The sequence below is a fragment of the Nocardia carnea NBRC 14403 genome (genome assembly GCF_000308515.1).
GTDB classification, from domain to species: domain Bacteria; phylum Actinomycetota; class Actinomycetes; order Mycobacteriales; family Mycobacteriaceae; genus Nocardia; species Nocardia carnea.
Map to the genome: position 1 here is coordinate 1 of NZ_BAFV01000033.1, position 17,599 is coordinate 17,599.

At 67.2% G+C, this 17,599-nt stretch carries 17 protein-coding genes; 12 read left to right on the forward strand and 5 right to left on the reverse strand.

Annotated elements, in window-relative coordinates:
• The 4 genes from ON22_RS11755 to ON22_RS11770 all read right to left on the reverse strand — a co-directional run.
• Nucleotides 1-673: ABC transporter permease (locus tag ON22_RS11755; RefSeq protein WP_043740057.1), on the reverse strand; the 673-nt coding region annotated here is incomplete at its 3' end.
• An 8-nt stretch (nt 674-681) separates the two neighbouring features.
• Nucleotides 682-1,500 (reverse strand): ABC transporter permease, encoded by an 819-nt coding sequence (locus tag ON22_RS11760; RefSeq protein WP_033246134.1) that lies wholly within the window; start codon nt 1,498-1,500, stop codon nt 682-684.
• Entirely contained in the window at nt 1,500-2,450 is a 951-nt protein-coding gene (locus ON22_RS11765) for an ATP-binding cassette domain-containing protein (RefSeq protein ID WP_231508712.1), read from the reverse strand. Before ON22_RS11765 ends, ON22_RS11760 begins: the two co-directional genes overlap by 1 nt.
• 248 nt (nt 2,451-2,698) lie before the next feature.
• Nucleotides 2,699-3,961: a cytochrome P450 family protein gene (locus ON22_RS11770; protein WP_033246247.1), complete on the reverse strand. Its 1,263-nt coding sequence runs from the start codon at nt 3,959-3,961 to the stop codon at nt 2,699-2,701.
• Between the two features lie 410 nt (nt 3,962-4,371).
• On the opposite strand from ON22_RS11770, the gene ON22_RS11775 reads away from it, so the two are divergent.
• Nucleotides 4,372-5,139, forward strand: coding sequence for a TetR/AcrR family transcriptional regulator C-terminal domain-containing protein (locus ON22_RS11775; protein WP_051157514.1), 768 nt, complete (start codon nt 4,372-4,374; stop codon nt 5,137-5,139).
• Here ON22_RS11775 and ON22_RS11780 read toward each other — a convergent pair.
• Nucleotides 5,070-5,897 (reverse strand): TetR/AcrR family transcriptional regulator, encoded by an 828-nt coding sequence (locus ON22_RS11780; protein ID WP_081595513.1) that lies wholly within the window; start codon nt 5,895-5,897, stop codon nt 5,070-5,072. The genes ON22_RS11775 and ON22_RS11780 overlap by 70 nt on opposite strands.
• 410 nt (nt 5,898-6,307) lie before the next feature.
• Between ON22_RS11780 and ON22_RS11785 the strand changes: the two genes are divergently transcribed.
• The 11 genes from ON22_RS11785 (at nt 6,308) to ON22_RS11835 (ending at nt 17,519) form a co-directional block, all read left to right on the forward strand.
• Complete coding sequence (locus ON22_RS11785) at nt 6,308-7,498, forward strand: fatty acid desaturase family protein (protein ID WP_033246132.1); 1,191 nt, start codon at nt 6,308-6,310, stop codon at nt 7,496-7,498.
• Between the two features lie 142 nt (nt 7,499-7,640).
• Entirely contained in the window at nt 7,641-8,651 is a 1,011-nt protein-coding gene (locus tag ON22_RS11790) for a hypothetical protein (protein ID WP_033246131.1), read from the forward strand.
• A gap of 43 nt (nt 8,652-8,694) precedes the next feature.
• Nucleotides 8,695-9,156, forward strand: a complete 462-nt coding sequence (locus ON22_RS11795) for a DUF5994 family protein (protein WP_051157516.1) — start codon at nt 8,695-8,697, stop codon at nt 9,154-9,156.
• Nucleotides 9,157-9,416: 260 nt separating this feature from the next.
• Nucleotides 9,417-9,896, forward strand: a complete 480-nt coding sequence (locus ON22_RS11800; protein WP_231508711.1) for a DUF5994 family protein — start codon at nt 9,417-9,419, stop codon at nt 9,894-9,896.
• 483 nt (nt 9,897-10,379) lie between these two features.
• Nucleotides 10,380-11,162: a GntR family transcriptional regulator gene (locus tag ON22_RS11805; protein ID WP_051157520.1), complete on the forward strand. Its 783-nt coding sequence runs from the start codon at nt 10,380-10,382 to the stop codon at nt 11,160-11,162.
• A complete protein-coding gene (locus tag ON22_RS11810) occupies nt 11,163-11,390 on the forward strand; it encodes a 4Fe-4S dicluster domain-containing protein (protein WP_033246130.1) in 228 nt (75 codons plus the stop codon). It begins immediately after the preceding gene.
• A gap of 16 nt (nt 11,391-11,406) precedes the next feature.
• Nucleotides 11,407-12,777 carry an ABC transporter substrate-binding protein gene (locus ON22_RS11815; protein WP_033246241.1) on the forward strand — a complete coding sequence of 457 codons (1,371 nt, stop codon included), beginning with the start codon at nt 11,407-11,409 and terminating at the stop codon, nt 12,775-12,777.
• A gap of 32 nt (nt 12,778-12,809) precedes the next feature.
• Nucleotides 12,810-13,628 carry an ABC transporter permease gene (locus ON22_RS11820; RefSeq protein ID WP_051157528.1) on the forward strand — a complete coding sequence of 273 codons (819 nt, stop codon included), beginning with the start codon at nt 12,810-12,812 and terminating at the stop codon, nt 13,626-13,628.
• A complete protein-coding gene (locus ON22_RS11825; RefSeq protein WP_051157522.1) occupies nt 13,625-14,392 on the forward strand; it encodes an ABC transporter ATP-binding protein in 768 nt (255 codons plus the stop codon). The genes ON22_RS11820 and ON22_RS11825 overlap by 4 nt, the downstream gene beginning before the upstream one ends.
• Nucleotides 14,389-17,091 carry a fumarate reductase/succinate dehydrogenase flavoprotein subunit gene (locus tag ON22_RS11830; protein ID WP_051157523.1) on the forward strand — a complete coding sequence of 901 codons (2,703 nt, stop codon included), beginning with the start codon at nt 14,389-14,391 and terminating at the stop codon, nt 17,089-17,091. Before ON22_RS11825 ends, ON22_RS11830 begins: the two co-directional genes overlap by 4 nt.
• Nucleotides 17,092-17,111: 20 nt before the next feature.
• Entirely contained in the window at nt 17,112-17,519 is a 408-nt protein-coding gene (locus ON22_RS11835; protein ID WP_051157524.1) for a zinc-binding dehydrogenase, read from the forward strand.
• The last annotated feature ends 80 nt before the right edge of the window (nt 17,520-17,599 follow it).

Genomic DNA, 17,599 nt, shown 5'->3' on the forward strand with positions numbered 1-17,599 from the left:
GAACGGTATCGATCGCCGGTGTCATCGGCTGATGCCGGACCACCGGCTGGAGCCAGCCCGGATACTCGCCGACGGGTGCGAAACCTCCGTTGAAGAACAACAGCAGGAGGAAGAACCCATTGAGTTGCTGGACGGCCTGCCGGCCGGAGGCGACCGTGGCCATGGCGATCACCGGCACCGCGATTCCTACCGCGAATACCATCGCCACCAGGACAGCGCCGATTCCGGCGGCGATACCCTGCTCGAACCGGAACCCGAGCGGGATCGCCACGGCGAACAGGACAACGGTGGCTATCCCGGTGCGCACCGCTTCGGCGAGCAGCCGGCCGGCGAGGAAACCCGGGCGCGGCACCGGCAGCGTCCACATGCGGGCCAGCAGTCCGGTATCGCGTTCGTGGATAAGGCTGATCGCCGTGGCCAGAGTGCCGAACAGGGCGCCCACCAGCGCCACCAGACCGGTGTTGCCGAAGATACTGTCGCCGCCGCCCATCGACGTCACGGTCTTGCCCAGGACCAGCTGGAACATCAGCAGCAGGAAGGCGGGAAAAACTATCGACTGCACCACGATTCCCGGATCACGCGACCAGGAACGCAGGAGCGCACTCGCCTGGACGACCGATTGACGCAGTATCGGCACGGTCTGCCGGGCCGGCCAGGTTGCTGTGTCTGTCATTGTCTCCGTCATCGTTTCACCTGTGCTCGGCCCGCGATCACAATTGCCGCACCGCCGACGGCGAGCAGTGCCACCGACCAGAGCACAACCGCGGTCAGTTCGACATCGGCGCCCGAGGCGAGCGCCCGGAGCGCGTCGGCGTAGACCGACATCGGCTGGTTGCGAACGAACGGCTGTATCCAGTCGGGGAATGCCGCTGCGGCGACCAGGCCGGTGGACGCCATCACCAGGATCAGCTGCGGAATCATGAGAACGCTCGCGATCGATACCGAATTGCGGGCCACGGTGCCGATCGCATCGGTGACCATGCTCACTGCCAGTCCGAAAACAACGACCAGAGCGACGAAGACCAGCGATTCCACGATCGTGCCCTGAAGCCGGAAGCCCAGGGCGCAGCCGATGGCGAGCCCGCCGCCGAGTGCCAGAACCATCCGCACCACCACCCAGGCCATGCGCCCGAGGAACGGCGCGGCGCGCGGGATCGGCAGCGACATCATCCGCTCGTGCACCCCGGCTCGTGCGTCCTGCCCGGCGGACTCGGTGGCGGTGATGGCGGTGAAGAGCCCGGCCTGCAAAAGGATTATCGGGGTGAGGAACTGCGCATAATCGGCCCCACCGAGTTCGAACTGGCGGTGCAGCGGCGTATAGAAACAGAGGAAGAACACGACCGGCCCGAAGACAGCGAAGACGACATCACCCGAACGGACCGCGGCCGAAATCTTCTGGCGGGCGAGAGTCGCAGTGGCCGGTACGAGCCCGACCGTACTCCGAGGCATAGTTGTGCCGGGGGCGCTCGGGGTGGGCGCGTATTCGACTGCGGTCACCATCAGCTCGTCTCGGTGAGTTGGAGGAACACCTCGTCCAGCGAGGGCTGGCGCAGGCCGATATCGACCACGTCGATTCCCGCGGTGTCCAGTCGGTCGATAACGCCGGCGACCGTCGCCATTCCGTTCGGGGCCCGGACCACGAGCCGAGGATGCGCCTGCGCCCCCGCGGCCGTGCCGTCCGATGGTGATTCGACGAGGTCCAGCCCGTCGAGCAGGCCGACGACCCGGGCCGTATCGGTGCGTTCCACGAGGGTTACTTCGCAAACAGCAGCGCCGGCCTGTTTTTTCAGCTGACCCGGTGTGCCGGCGGCCACCACCGAACCACGGTTGAGCATCACGATACGATCGGCGAGCCGGTCGGCTTCCTCCAGATACTGGGTGGTCAGCAGGACCGTGATCCCTGCGTCCCGAAGGCCGGCGACGGTGTCCCAGACCGAGGCGCGGCTGCGCGGATCCAAACCGGTGGTCGGTTCGTCGAGGAACAGGACCTCGGGCCGGGTGACCAGGGCGCTCGCGATATCGACCCGGCGCTGCATTCCGCCGGACAGGGCACCGACCCGCCGGTTGCGCACCGCGGCGAGATCGAACTGCTCGACGAGTTCGTCGATCCGGGTGCGCAGACCCGGGCCGCGTATACCGGTGAGCCGGCCGAATACGGACAGGTTCTCCACGGTGGTCAGACCCTCGTCCAGCGCGGCGTATTGCCCGGTGAGCGAGATGGTTTCGCGTACCCGGGCAGCCTCTGCGATCACATCGTGGCCGCAGATGCGGGCGCTACCGGAGGTGGGTCGTTGCAGGGTGGACAGCAGTGTGACCGTGGTGGTCTTCCCGCTGCCGTTGGGGCCGAGGAGGCCGAGTACCTCTCCGCGGGCAACCTCGAACGAGATCCCGTTGAGGGCCGTCACCTCGCCGTATTTCTTGACGAGATCGACGACCTGGATCGCTGCCACATGTGCTCCTTCTGCGGAGGTCATCGCCTGGGCACCGGATTCTCTGCGGCGTCGAACGATTCTCCGGCCCGCCTCTCGGCACGCGGTAGCCACTCGGTGTGTGGTGACATGGATTTCTGCCTCCCCTGGGAGGGCCCCCGCCGGGGACCCCTGCCGGTACTTAGGGAAGGCTACACTACCTTTTGGTGGTGTGGTGGGGCATCTTTCGTGCAGCGGTCACGCCGGCTCACGCGGCAGGGCTGCCGGGATCAGATCGTCAGTGGCGCGGAACCGGGAAACGTCACCGGCAACGCGGTGAGCGCACGTTGGAAAGCCCCCGGACGCCAGGTGAGATCCCCGGACGGTACGGCGAGACGTATTTCGGGTAATGCGTCGAGCAGTTGGTCGATGGCCGTCTCTGCCACGAGGTAGGCCACCTCTTTCGCCGGGCACATATGCGCGCCGACGCTCCACGCGAGGTGGGCACGGTTATCGGTGTACTCCCCGGTGTCGATCGCCGGATCGTTGTTGCACGCGGCGATGCTGATCATCACCGGCTGATGTGCGGGTAGCCAGACGCCGTCGATCAGGACGGGCCGGCGGGGGAAGGAGACCGCGTAGTTCGCCACCGGCGGATCGGTGAACAACACCTCGTCCACGGCATCCCGGGTCGAAAGGCTCCCGCCGAGCACGTCGCCCGCGAAACGCTCGTCGGTGAGCATCAGCCGGAGCGAATTGACGATCAGGTTCTGCAGCGGTTCGATACCCGCTCCGTAGAAGCTGTATACGTTGTGGAGCATCTCCTCGTCGTCGAGGTTCGCCGGGTCCTGCACCATCCGGGTGACGATGTCGTGACCGGGTTCGTTCTTTTTCAGGTTCACCAGGTCCGCCATGGCCTGTTCCAACATGGCGTTGCCTTTGCCGGCCGCCGCTGTCGATCCCTCGATCATCGTGGCCATTCCTGCCGCCGCGCGCCGGCTGATCTCGGGCGGACAGCCCAGTATGTCGTTGATGAGCGCGAAGGTCAGCGGAAACGCGTACTGCGTGATGAGTTCCGCCGAGCCGGTGGTGCAGAACGCGTTGATGAGCGGTACGGCGATTCTTTCCACTCGACTGTGCAGCGAATACAGATCGACCCCGTTCACCCCGGCGACGGTCGCTTGCCGGTAACGGGCATGCACACGACCGGAGTTCCGGACAGCCGACGGGCGCCATTCCAGCAGGGGCAGTACAGGACAGTCGCGCGGGATATCCTTCTGCCAGATACGAGAATCCGCCGGGAAGTGCTCCGGATCATTGAGGATGCGCACAGCGGTGTGATAGCCCACGACGAGTGTCGCCGGGACGCCGGGAGCCAACTCGACCGGCACCAACGCGCCGTATCGGCGGCGCATTTCGCGATAGGCGGCGTGCGGCGCCTGGGCGATCTCGTCGCGGTAGAACGGAACTCGGGGCTCGTCGGGGGTGGTCTGCGGTGACCCTTGAATGAGCGGAAGTACGGCCGACTGGGAATCGGACGGGGGCGAAAACAACGGTGTCACTCCATATGTAGAGGCGAATGTGGCGCCCGGAAGCGGCTGTGCCGACGCCACCGGACGACCGCGGTGAGACTAATCGACGGAGACTCCTGACCCATACCGACCGCCCGGCATTTGATCACTTCGTAATCGATCCGAGTGTCCGCTACGAGGTCGCCCTCGGAGGTTTTCGCGCGTAGCCGCGAATATGCTGACGACCGCCCGGACACGCAACGGGCGCCCCTGATGATTTCGTCGCGGTCGAGCGCATTTCAGGGACCAGCCGACCAGCGACCGGAGTGCCTCGGCCGCGAAACGTACGGAGGCGACCGGCCGTAAAACCTTCGTAGACTTCGCGCGGCCGAGTGTGTCAACGTTGTAGGTCTACACTCGATCGCGCGTGTCCCGAGGAACGGAGCCTTGTCGTGGCCGGATCGCCGAATGACCGCAGGAAAGCCGGGGCCGGACGCCGGGGCAGTCCGGTTACTCGGGCGGCGGTGCTCAGCGCGGCGGTCGAGATCGTCGACCGCGATGGGGTCGACGGGTTGTCGATGCGGCGGCTGGCCGAGGCGGTGGGCCGCGATCCGATGGTGATCTATCGGCATCTGCCGAACAAGGCCGCTGTTCTCGACGGTATCGCCGAGGTGGTGTTCGGGACCTTGTCGGTCGACGCCGAGGCCTCCGATTGGGTCGCCGAGGTGCGCCGGGTGGCCCGGGAGTTCCGTCGGATGGCATCGGCGCATCCGAGAGTGGTGCCGCTGCTGGTGACGCGGCCGCTGGGCACGCCGCTCGGCTTGCGGCCCCCGGCGGTGGTTCGACCGCTGGAGGATATGCTCGCGCTGCTCACGCGGGTCGGGTATACCGAGGTCGATGCCCTGCATATCTACCGGGCGCTGTTCGGGTTTCTGTACGGCCATGTGCTCAACGAATTGCAGGAGATCGTGGAGCGTCCGGAGGAAACCGACGATCTGTTGCGGCTCGGGTTGTATCGGCTACCGATCGGTGAGTTCCCGCTGATACGCGCATTGGCGCCGGTGCTGGCGGCCTACGACGGGGCGGTGGAGCTCGAGCGTGGTCTGGATATCCTGCTGGCCGGATTGGCGGCGACCTTGCCGGGGCCGGATCACGCGCCGTTGCCCGGTTCCGGTGCTGCCGTTCTCCCCGGACCGGAGGATGCGCCCGCCGCGCGATGACGGGGTGCGTCCGGTCCGCTGGATTGCTCCGGTTGCGGTGCGGCCGGGGTGAGGGTGGCGCTGAGACCGGTGATCAGGATGTCGAGGCCACGTTCGAGTTCGGCGCCGCCGTCGTAGCCGGCCTGCTCGGCGGCCAGTCCGCGCAACAGCGGGAACTCACCGATCGGGAGATGATCCATGCCGAGTCGCGGCAGATCTGTGCCCTCCTCCGGCCGGTCGACGATCTCGTGCAACTCGTTCAGCGCGTGCCCGTACAGGAATCCGAACAGGGCGCGGTGAATGAACAGTGCGTCGCTACCGCTGAATTCGGCCCGGATGAGCAGTTCCAGTATCCGTTCCATCGGACGCAGGGTGCCCAATGGCCGCCGGCCGAGCGGGGTGACGAGCGGGTGGGTGGCCAGTAGTGGCACCACATGTGGGTGTGCGACGGCGAGCCGGCGGAAGTCCCGGGCGACGGCGCGCAGTTGGTGGCGCCAGTCGGGGTCCTCGATATCGACTCTCAGCTGCTCGAGCACGAATTCTGTGACGCCGTCGAGTAGTGCGGATTTATCGGCGGCGTGCCGGTAGGGCGCCATCGGATCGTGGCCCAGCCGCTTGCCCAGGCGTCGCATCGTCAGCTGCTCGACGCTGTCGCGGTCGATGATCTCGAGCGCGGCGGCCAATACCGTCACGCGGGTCAGTGGACGGGCGCGACGGACGCCGCGCTGATCGTCCGATCGGTCCTGGCTGCGGAAGGGGCCTGCCCTTGTGTCGTTCATTGCGCGCACCACCCGTTCATCTGCTGTTGATAACAACGTATGTCTACACTGTAGACATACGTCGTATACGCGTCTACGCTGGTCGCATAACCGGATATATGCGTCGACCGGTCGGCCGATCCGGGCGACCGCGGCCAGACCGCGCATCCGGAGACGGGATCGTCCCGATGGCCGGCAAAAACATGATCATGCACCGGATTCAGGCGGCGAGAGCGAGCCTGAACAAGCTGTCCGGCAAAACGGGCAGCGGCAGTCGCGATCGAGCGCAACGGAGCGTCCCACCGGCACGGATTTTCATCGACCGGGCCAGGAACGCGGCAGGAAACGCGTTCAGACGCTGACCGGTGCGCATATGCACCGGCATCGGTTCGGTCGTGGCACAACACTCGGCAAACTCGAGGTTATGAGCAATGGCAATTACCGAAGTCGGTGTCTACGCACACCTGAGTCCCGCCGATGTCGAAGCGTTCGGCAACGAGCTCGATGCGATACGGCGCGATATCGTGGATCAACGGGGCGCGCGGGATGCGGCGTACATCCGCCGCACCATCGCCTTCCAGCGGGGGCTGGACGTGGTCTCCCGCCTCATCATTGCCCTGAGCAGGGGTAAGACCGGCTGGCTGCTGGGAGCCGGCGGCCTGGCAGTGGCCAAGAGTGTCGAGAACATGGAACTCGGTCACAATATCGGCCATGGTCAATGGGATTGGATGAACGATCCCGAAATCCATTCTCGCAATTGGGAGTGGGATATGGCCGGGGTGTCGGCGCAATGGCGCTACGCCCACAACTTCCGCCACCACGTGTACACGAATGTGCTCGGCATGGACGACGATATCGGTTTCGGCGTGATGCGGGTGACTCGCGATCAGCCCTGGCGACCACGGCTGCTGTTGCAACCGCTGCAGAACCTGTTGCTCGCGGCCACGTTCGAATGGGGGATCGCCTTGCACGATCTGGACTCCGAACGCGACCGTGCGGCCACACCCGCGAAAAAGGACGCGCAGACCAAGGCCTTCGTCCAGAAGATCGGCCGGCAGGCCGGTAAGGATTTCCTGCTTTTCCCGGTGTTGAGCGGGCGGCGGTGGCGGCGCACTCTCACGTCGAAGCCCGAGTGGTATCTGCGGCAGATGCTGGGCACTGCCAACTTCGACGCCGGTCCGCTGCCGGCGTTCTCGAGCGGGAACCTGTGCTATCAGATCGAACACCACCTGTTCCCCGACCTGCCCAGCAACCGCTATGCGGAGATGAGCCACCGGGTGCGGGCGTTGTGCGAGAAGTACGACCTCCCATACACCACGGGACCGCTGTGGCGCCAGTATCTGCTGACCCTGCGCACCATCCACAAACTCGCTCTACCGGACAGCTTCTTGACCGCGACCAGCGACGATGCACCCGAAACGGCCTCGGAGCGAAAATTCCTCGGACGCAATGAATCCGAGGGCGACCACGCCGACAGCAGCGACCGGGCAGTGTCGGCCGACCGGACAGGCTTGCGTTCGACGCTACATGCGATTGCGGCCCGCCCAGCCCGTGTCCGGCCTTCGGCCGGCACCCGCCACCGTGCCCACCGGCGGCATCGCCGAATGGCATTGCAGCGCTGATACCTCCTGGTGGCGCGGTCCGCCTCTCCCGACGAAGAAAGGCAGATATGCACAGATTCGCACCTACCGATCGCCGATTGCCGCACCGCCGCGTTGGCGCGGACGGTCACAGACAACCCGGGAACGGGGTGGACTCATGCCCATGACCACGCAAACCATCTCCTACACGCACTTGTTCCGGCTCAGTGACGACCGGGGAATATTCGAGCACGCGCGGCTTACCGAACCTCGTGTCGACGGCGGCTACTGCGTCGACGATGTGGCACGCGGTGTCGTGGTCGCTGTCCGCGAACCCGAGCCCTCCCAGCAGCTGCTCGACCTCACCACCGTGTATTTCGACTTCCTGATCGACGCGCTCACTCCGGATGGGCGGTGCCACAATCGATGCGGGTCGGATCGGCATTGGCAGGACGAGGCGAGCCTCGACGATCATTGGGGCCGCGCCCTGTGGGCACTCGGCGTCGTGGTCACACACAGACCCGATTTGGCGGAGATCGCGCTGGCGCGCTTTGCGGTTGCTGCCCGGCACCGGCCCCGGTCTGTTCGTGCGATGGCTTTCGGCGCCCTGGGAGCGGCCGAGATTTTGCGGGCGGATCCGAGGAATCGTTGCGCTCGTGAGTTCGCGAGCGATGCTGCGACGCTGATCGGTCCGCCGACGCGCCGACCCGATTGGCGGTGGCCCGAACCACGGCTGCAGTACGCCAACGCCGTACTGGCCGAGGCGTTGCTCGCCGTCGGCTCGCTTCCCGGCAAGGAGCGCATCCTGGCCGACGGGTTGGCGATGTTGCGATGGCTGCTCGCGACCGAGACCGCCGGTGATCACCTCTCCGTGACCCCGGTCGACGGCTGGGCGACCGGGGAGCCCAGGCCGGGCTTCGATCAGCAGCCCGTCGAGGTCGCATGCCTGGCCGACGCCTGCGCCCGTGCCTACGACGTGACCGGCGATCGGCAGTGGAAAGACGCGGTCATGCTGTGCGAAGCCTGGTTCCGCGGCAGCAACGATATCGGCGTCCCACTGCTCGATCCGGACAGCTTCGGATGCTCGGACGGGCTGGAAGCCATCGGTCGCAATGAGAACCAGGGTGCGGAGTCGACGCTGGCGCTGATATCGACCCAACAGCACGCTCGGCGCCTGGTACGGGAACCGTTGTAGCTGCCGAGCGCACCAGCACCTCGACCGAACAGGAGTAACGATTATGAGGTCACAATCGAACGCGATCGACACGCGTCGCCAGGACTGGTCCACTCGGCGGCTGCGGCTCGAACTCGATCCTGTCGGTATGGGGAACGCCGACGGGGCCTGGTGGCCGTACAGCCGTAATCTGGTCGCGGAGCTGGGGGAGTTGCTCTCCGCACTGCGGCCCGGGTTCGGTCCGGTTCTTCGCGTGAGCTATCACCGCGACGAGTGGACCGCCGCACCGGGGGAGCTGGTCAGCGGCGGGCATCGGACCCGGCTCGACGGATATCGGCATATGCCCGCGCGCACTCTCGATATCGCCGGAGTCGGCGCCACCCTGACTCTTCGGATCATCACCCCGGTCGCTGGGGCAGTAACGAGCGCGGTGCAGCACCGCTCGATCCCCGATGGCGGACCGGGGTCGGATATCGACAGGTGGCTGCGGTCACGGCGCCGGGCGACGCCCCGGCGCGGGCGGTGAACAGGCCAGATGCCCGGGTAGTATGGAGGAGCCCGGGCGTTTCGTATGAGACCTCCGAGGACTTGCCACACCCGGCGAATGCCAACAGCGGCGGGCGTGCGACCGAGGAATCGATGGCCGCCGTCGCCGGGCGCAACGCAGAGCGCGCTCAATACGCGTGCGCGTTACGTCGCTGGGACGACGAAGGCGGTCTCATCGCGCCGCTCCCGGAATCCCGGTGCCTACCCCCTCCGCGTCCAAGGCAGTTCCAGGAGCTTGATATGACCCAGAATCCACAGAGCCGGAGCGGTGGTCGCGCAGGCGACCGCGATCCGGGCCGATTCCAGCCCGCTGCCGGTGGCGGGCAACCATTCGCTGCGCCCACGCGCACCCCGCGATTGCTGCTCGGCGACCGTGCCGGGGGTGTCGAGGGTGTCGATGGCGCGTGGTGGCCCAGGACCGACAACCTGACCACCGAACTGCACGACCTGATTGCCGCTCTCACCACGCGGCTCGGAGCGACCACCCGGATCTCGTTCGACTGGAATGTTCTCAGTGCGGCCCAGCGGGGTATCGACCCACCCGACGGGATCGAGATCACCGGCCCGCTTCCGGACCAGCCGGCCCAGATGATGTACGTCTTCGGCCCGGACGATCGCCGGATCCGATTACTGGTGATCGATCCCGCCACCGACGCAGAACAAGCAGAGATGCAGATGCGCAGGGCGGTGCGCGCCACCACACACGATGCGGAGCGATGAACGGTCTGTTCACGGCCGCATGGAAGTAGCTCGCCTCCTGTCGCGCCAACCGGTGGAAAGCGAGCACGGCTTGCGCACAGTCCACCGATTCAGTCCACGGACGGACGGACGGCGGCACGGCGCCGAGTGCTGGAAGTGCGGGCCGTCGGTCCCCAGACCTTCGGTCTGCTTGCTTCGACGAGATCGCAACCGGTGAGCTCGACACCGGTGGGACGGCGGATGACGCTGCCGGAAAGCCCCTGCCTGCGCGGTGGGCCGTCCCATGGCGCACGGCACGGCATCGGTTGCCTGCGCTCTCGCCGTTCATTCGAATCGGGCTGATCCCAACCTGACCGGCCGCGCCGTGGGGTGGCGGAATAGCCGCGCCTCCGCGTGTCCACGCTGGTCGCGCCCATCGTACTCCCGGCGTAATCGCCAACTTGCATATCCGCTGTCTCTGCGGCCGCCCGGGACCGTGGCGAAACGCGGCTATCGTCACAGTTCATGCAGGTCAGTGAGATGAACACCGAGCGGTCCGGCAGCGGTGCGACTGTCCGCCGCGTGCGTGCGGACCAGGCGAGGCGAGTTGCCGATATCCTGCGCCACCAGATCCACGCCGGCACCGTCGGTGACACCCTGCCCGGCGAACAGCAACTGGCCGCGGAACACCGGAGCTCACGTAACACCATCCGTGATGCGCTGGCTCTCCTGCGTGACGAAGGTCTGATCGACCGCGCCCCCCGGGTCGGAACCCGGGTGGCCGCCCAGAAATTCGACCACGGACTGGACGCGCTGCTGGGCCTGCAGGAAACCCTGGAGGGGCGCGGAACAGTCCGCAACGAGGTCCGGGCCGGCCAGCGCATCATCGCCCCGCCGGTGGTCGCTCGACGGCTCGGCCTCGAACCCGGTGAGCAGGTCGTCTACCTGGAACGCCTGCGCTATCTCGGCGATCGGCCGTTGAGCCTCGACCTCACCTACCTGGCCCCCGATATCGGTGCCCGCATCCTCGACCACGATCTCGCCCACACCGATGTGTTCGTCCTTCTCGAACAGCTCAGCGGACACCCCCTCGGTTCGGCGGACCTGACCGTCGAGGCGATACCCGCCGACCGGCACACCGCCGCCACTCTCGACGTCCCCGCCGGCGCACCACTGCTGATGCTCGAACGGCTCACCCGTCTCGACGACGGTACACCGGTAGACCTCGAGTACATCCGGATGCGCGGTGACCGGATCACCCTGCGCGGCAGTCTCTCCCGCACGAACCCCGAATGGAAGGTCCTGTAGATGGCCCTGGCGAACCAGCGCACCGATATCCCCGTGACCATCGACGAATCCCTGTGTATCGAAGGCTGCACCCTGTGCGTCGAGATCTGCCCGCTCGACTCCCTCGCGATCAACCCCGACAACGGCAAAGCGTTCATGCATGTGGACGAATGCTGGTACTGCGGCCCCTGCGCGGCCCGCTGTCCTACGGGTGCCGTCACCGTCAACATGCCGTATCTCCTGAGGTAGACCCACCATGCCCACACTGAAACGCCTGGCCGCGTTGTTCGCGGCCGGGGCGCTCGCCCTCACCGGGTGCTCGCTGGAAGACGCCGCCACCGGCGATACGGTGCGTGTCGTCATCGGATACCAGTCCAAAACGATCAACACCGTCACCGCGGGAACCCTGCTGCGTGCCCAGGGGTATCTGGAGCAGCGGCTGGCGCGGCTCACCGAGAACGGGGGCCCGGCCTACGAGGTCGAATGGCAGGACTACGACACCGGCGCCCCGATCACCGCGCAGATGGTGGCGGAGAAGATCGATATCGGTTCCATGGGTGATTACCCGCTGCTGATCAACGGGTCACGCACACAGGCCGGCGAGCGATCTCGCACGGAATTCCTTTCGGTCACCGGATACAACGCCAAAGGCGCACTGAACATGGTGGTGGTTCCGCCGGATTCGCCGGCCACGGGCCTGCCGGACCTGGCGGGCACGAAGGTATCGGCCAGCGTCGGATCCGCCGGCCACGGCACACTGGTGCAGGCGCTGACCCGTGCGGGGATCGACCCGGTCACCGGTGTCGAGGTGCTGAACCAGCAGCCGCAGGTAGGGGCGTCGGCCCTGGAGTCGGGTCAGGTCAGCGGGCTGTCGCAGTTCGTGGCGTGGCCGGGACTGCTCGTTTTCCAGGACAAGGCGAAGCTTCTCTACGACGGTGCCGAGCTGAATGTTCCGACGTTCCACGGGGTCGTCGCCCGGCAGGACTACACCGCGCAGCATCCCGAAGTGGTCGATGCCTTCCTGCAGGCGCAACTGGACGCCACCGAATTCCTGTGGCGCCAACCGCTGGAGGCGGCGCGGATCGTGGCCGAGGGTTCGCAACTGCCGCAGGAAGTGGTCTACCTGTACAACGGCCCCGGCGGTACCTCCTTCGACACCACTCTCAAACCGAACCTGCTCGCCGCGTTCGCAGACGATGTGCGATACCTGAAGTCGATCGGCGATTTCGCCGACCTCGACACGGCCGCGTTCGCCGACGACCGCCTGATCCGCGCGGCGTTCGCCGCCCGCGGCCAGGACTACGACGCGGCGTTGGCCGACACCACGAACCGCACCAGCGGTTCCGGTAACGAACTCTGGGTCGAAGGGCAGGACACCACCCAGCCGGCCGGTGACCCCACCGACTTGCTGCGGGCGGTGAAAGCCGCCCGCGCACAGGGGAAAACGATCCGCGCCGCTTACGTGGTCGATTCCGAACTGGGCACCCGCTGGTTCGCCGACAAGGCCGTGTGGTTGCGTGACGGCGATACCTACCTGGCATTCACCACTCCGGCGGCCGCCGACCGTCACCGGCAGACGCACCCCACCGCCCGAACCGTCGGCTACGACCAGGCCGTCGCGGAGGTCCGATCGTGACCGTCGCCGCCCCCGCCGATTCCGGCACTGCCTTGCACAGCGACCACCCCCGGTCCCGGCGCGGCACCCGTTCACCGTGGCCGGGCCGGGCACTACGGGTGGGTTCGGTGGCCGGTGCCGTGCTGATCTGGCAGCTGCTGACCGCCGCCGATATCCGGCTGTGGCTGCGATTCGACACTCTGCCCGCCGTCACCGAGGTGCTCGCGGCCTTCGGGCGTCAGCTCGGTACCGAGGTCTACTACCTGGATCTCGCCCAATCGCTGATCCGGATCCTCACCGGGTTCGCCGTCGCGACCGTGCTCGGTGTCGCGAGCGGGATCGCGCTGGGCCGGTCCCGGGTGTTCGCCGGAATCCTCGGCCCGCTCACCGAACTCGCCCGGCCCATCCCCGCGATCGCGGTGGTGCCGATCGCGATCCTGCTGTTCCCCGACGACGAAGCCGGCATCGTCTTCATCACCGCTCTCGCCGCCTACTTCCCGATCATGGTCAGCACCCGGCACGCGGTGCGCGCCCTGCCCACCCTGTGGGAGGACTCGGTGCGCACCCTCGGCGGTAATCGCTGGGATGTGCTGGTGCGCGTGATCTTCCCCGGCGCGCTGCCCGGTATCTTCGGCGGGCTCTCCGTCGGACTCGGTGTCGCCTGGATCTGCCTGATCTCCGCGGAGATGATCTCGGGCCGCCTCGGTGTCGGCTACCGCACCTGGCAGGCGTACACCATCGTCGACTATCCCGGAGTGTTCGTCGGGATCATCACCATCGGCGCCCTCGGATTCGGTACCTCCGCGGCGGTCGAACTGCTCGGCCGCCGGGTCACGCGCTGGCTGCCCAGGGGAGAGGAGAACACCCGATGACCAGCACCCTCACCACCCGAGACCCGCAAACGGACACCGGCGAACACGGGATTGCCCTACAGCTGGACGCCGTTTCGCTGTCCTATACCGGTGACCCGGTGATCCACGATCTCACCCTGGATGTCCGGCCCGGCGAAATCCTCGTTCTCACCGGGCCGTCCGGCTGCGGGAAATCCACGGTTCTGCGGGCACTGGCCGGTCTGCTGACACCGGACTCCGGCCGAGTGCTGGCCGACGGCGATCCGGTCATCACCACCTCCCGCGACCGCGCGGTCGTCTTCCAGGACAACGCGCTGCTGCCGTGGCGCAGTGTGCGCGCCAATATCGAATTGGCGCTGCGGTTACGCGGCGAACCGAAGTACGGGCGCCGGACCGCTGCCGACCGCTGGATCGAGGAGGTCGGTCTCACCGGATTCGGCGATTTCCTGCCCAAGAGCCTGTCCGGCGGTATGCGCCAGCGTGTGCAGCTGGCGCGCGGCCTGGCAGGCGCGCCGCGCGCGGTGATGATGGACGAACCCTTCGGCGCGCTGGACAGCCAGACCCGCGCCACCATGCAACGACTGCTCGTCGAGACCTGGCGCACCCACCCCACCACCGTCGTATTCGTCACCCACGACGTGGACGAGGCGTTAGTGCTCGGCGACCGGGTCGCAGTGCTGGGTCGCGCCGGGCAGCCGCTGCGCGCCCTCGTCGATATTCCGAATCCGCGCGAAACCGCCGACCGGCGCGACGCTCGCGCCCGAATCATGGAGGCCCTGTCGTGACCGCACCCGCCCTGTTCACGGCGCCGGACCTCGCCGATACCGTCCGCCTCGACTGCGATGTTCTCGTCATCGGGGGCGGCACGGCCGGCACGATGGCCGCGCTGACCGCCGCCGAACACGGCGCGAATGTGCTGCTGCTGGAGAAGGCACACGTCCGGCACTCCGGCGCGCTCGCCATGGGGATGGACGGCGTCAACAACGCGGTGATCCCGGGGAAGGCCGAACCGGAGGATTACGTCGCCGAGATCACCCGCGCCAACGACGGAATCGTCGACCAGCGCACCGTCTACCAGACCGCGACCCGCGGTTTCGCCATGGTGCAGCGGCTGGAACGCTACGGCGTCAAATTCGAGAAGGACGAGTACGGGGAGTATGCGGTGCGCCGGGTACACCGGTCGGGGTCCTATGTGCTGCCGATGCCCGAGGGCAAGGATGTGAAGAAAGCGCTGTACCGGGTGCTGCGGCAGCGGAAGAACCGGGAGCGGATCCGGATCGAGAACCGGTTGATGCCGGTGCGGGTCCTCACCGCCGGCGGCCGGGCGGTCGGGGCGGCCGCGCTGAACACCCGGACAGGCGAATTCGTTACCGTCGCGGCAAAGGCCGTCGTCCTGGCGACCGGCCCGTGCGGGCGCCTGGGATTACCCGCCTCCGGTTACCTGTACGGCACCTACGAGAACCCGACCAACGCCGGCGACGGCTATTCGATGGCCTACCACGCCGGCGCGGAGCTGAGCGGGATCGAATGCTTCCAGATCAACCCGCTGATCAAGGATTACAACGGTCCCGCCTGCGCGTACGTGGCGAACCCGTTCGGCGGATACCAGGTGAACGCCCAGGGGGAGCGCTTCGTGGATTCCGACTACTGGTCGGGGCAGATGATTGCGGAGGTGAAACGCGAGATCGATTCTGCGCGTGGACCCATCTACCTGAAGGTGTCACATCTGCCAGACGAAACCCTGCGCACTCTCGAAGGGATTCTGCACACCACCGAACGCCCCACTCGCGGCACCTTCCACGCCAACCGCGGCCACGACTACCGCACCCACGATATCGAAATGCATATTTCCGAGATCGGTTTGTGCGGTGGGCATTCCGCGTCCGGGGTGTGGGTGGACGAGAACGCCCGGACCACCGTGCCCGGTCTGTACGCGGCCGGTGATCTGGCATGCGTTCCGCACAACTACATGATCGGCGCCTTCGTTTTCGGCGAACTGGCCGGTGCCCACGCCACCGGAACCCTCGCCGATGTGCCCGCCCCGGAAACTCTGCCCGCCGACCAGATCGCGGCCGCCCACGAGCTCGTCTACCGGCCGCTGCGTAATCCCGACGGACCGCCGCAACCCCAGGTCGAATACAAACTGCGCCGTTTCGTCAACGACTACGTGGCGCCCCCGAAAACCGCCGCCAAACTCTCGCTGGCGGTGGAAACCTTCGAACGGATGCGCGGCGACCTCGCCGACATGGGTGCGCGCACACCGCACGAACTCATGCGCGCCGTCGAGGTGTCGTTCATCCGCGACTGCGCGGAAATGGCCGCCCGCAGTTCGCTGACCCGCACCGAATCCCGCTGGGGTCTCTACCACGAACGCTCCGATCTCCCCGAACGTGACGACCAGCAGTGGCGCTACCATCTCAACCTCCGCAAACGCGCCGACGGTGCGATGGAGTTCCTGAAGCGTCCGGTCGCACCGTATCTGGTGCCGGTCCCCGGACTCGACGCTCTACCCTCCCTGGACGAGCCGGTCGTCGTCGCGCAACCCGACCTCGTCGGGCACCGCCGCGCCCCGGCAACCGCTACGCCAGAGCCGAGTGGTGTGGCCGCCGAACTCGCCTCCGCCGCCTCGCCGCGGCTCGTCGCGTTGCTCGCCCTGGACGCGCCCACCGCCGCGCAACTGGCGGAATACCTCGGCGATCCCGACGGCCGGGTGCGGGTCGCGGCGATCGCGGCACTGACGGAGAACACTCCCGACGGCTACGCGCCGCTCCTGATGCAGGCACTGGACGACACGGCGGCGTCTGTCCGCGCGGCCGCCGCGGCAGCACTGCGTGAACTCGTGGAAGTCCTGCCTTCCCCGGCGGGCCTCGCCGGCCGGCTCGCTTCCGGCGACCCGGTCGTCCGCGCGGCCGTCGTCGATCTGCTGCGCGCGCTACGCGCGGGCACGGTTGCCGATTTCCGTGCGGCTCTCGGCGATCCCGACCATCGCGTCCGGATCGAAGGTGTGCGAGCGCTGGTCTCGCTCGACGAACGCGACGCGATCGCAGCCGCGGCCACCGACCCCAACCGCGAAGTACGTATCGCGGCGGCGCAGGGCCTGGCCACGATCGGGGACGGGGGTGCCGATATCGTGCGAACGCTGTCCGGCGATCGCGACCCATTGGTGCGGGCCGCTGCGCTGGCCGCGTTCGCCGGCACCGGCGCCGCGACGGCCGATATCGATACCTGTATCGCCGCGCTGCGGGACTCCGCCTGGCAGGTCAGAGTCGGTGCGGCCCGGGGGCTGGCGGCGGCCGATTCCGGCTCGGCAATTACCGCGCTGTCCGACGCGCTCGCGGACCCACACCTGGATGTACGCAAGGCAGCGGTGTTGACTCTGGCGACCTGGCCCGGGTTCGAACCGGCTCGCCTGGCACTGCAAGGGGCGGTGGACGATACCGACGCGGATGTTCGCGCTTACGCGCGCCGAGCCCTCGTGACCTGAATTCATCGCCCGGAACGACAGTGCCCGGTATCGGAGGCCTCGGGGACCTCGCCCGGGCCGCCGGTGCCACCGATCTCGTCCGCGACGCCTCCGAATGGGCAGGACAGGGCTTCGATCTCGTGGTCGACTACGCGGGCTTCGACACCACACAGCAGGCCATCGACGCGGTGAAGCGCGGCGGAATGGTTGTCCAGGTCGGGCTGGGGCGGCCCACGTTCACCGTCGCCTCCGCGACGATCCTCGGTAAGACCCTGGTCGGCTCGCTGGGCGGGACGGTTCAGGACATCGAAGAGGTTTTCGACCTGCTGCTCGCCGGTGAGATCGAACCGGCGTACAGCGAGATCGCCTTCGACGAGATCGGCGAGGGCCTGGAACGGCTGCGCCGCAACGAGGTCACCGGGCGCCTGGTCGCGCGCTTCGGCGCCTGACCGGGGCCCGACCGGCCGGGTCGTTCCGCTCGGGCGGCATCGTGCCCCGACCGCCGGCGACGGAGTGATGGATCGATCGG

Excerpts from the sequence above, each read along its gene's own strand:
- ON22_RS11760 (WP_033246134.1), bottom strand. The coding sequence starts at position 1,500 with ATGGTGACCGCAGTCGAATACGCGCCCACCCCGAGCGCCCCCGGCACA.
- ON22_RS11780 (WP_081595513.1), bottom strand. The coding sequence starts at position 5,897 with ATGAACGACACAAGGGCAGGCCCCTTCCGCAGCCAGGACCGATCGGAC.
- ON22_RS11785 (WP_033246132.1), top strand. The coding sequence starts at position 6,308 with ATGGCAATTACCGAAGTCGGTGTCTACGCACACCTGAGTCCCGCCGAT.
- ON22_RS11790 (WP_033246131.1), top strand. The coding sequence starts at position 7,641 with ATGACCACGCAAACCATCTCCTACACGCACTTGTTCCGGCTCAGTGAC.
- ON22_RS11795 (WP_051157516.1), top strand. The coding sequence starts at position 8,695 with ATGAGGTCACAATCGAACGCGATCGACACGCGTCGCCAGGACTGGTCC.
- ON22_RS11800 (WP_231508711.1), top strand. The coding sequence starts at position 9,417 with ATGACCCAGAATCCACAGAGCCGGAGCGGTGGTCGCGCAGGCGACCGC.
- ON22_RS11805 (WP_051157520.1), top strand. The coding sequence starts at position 10,380 with ATGCAGGTCAGTGAGATGAACACCGAGCGGTCCGGCAGCGGTGCGACT.
- ON22_RS11810 (WP_033246130.1), top strand. The coding sequence starts at position 11,163 with ATGGCCCTGGCGAACCAGCGCACCGATATCCCCGTGACCATCGACGAA.
- ON22_RS11825 (WP_051157522.1), top strand. The coding sequence starts at position 13,625 with ATGACCAGCACCCTCACCACCCGAGACCCGCAAACGGACACCGGCGAA.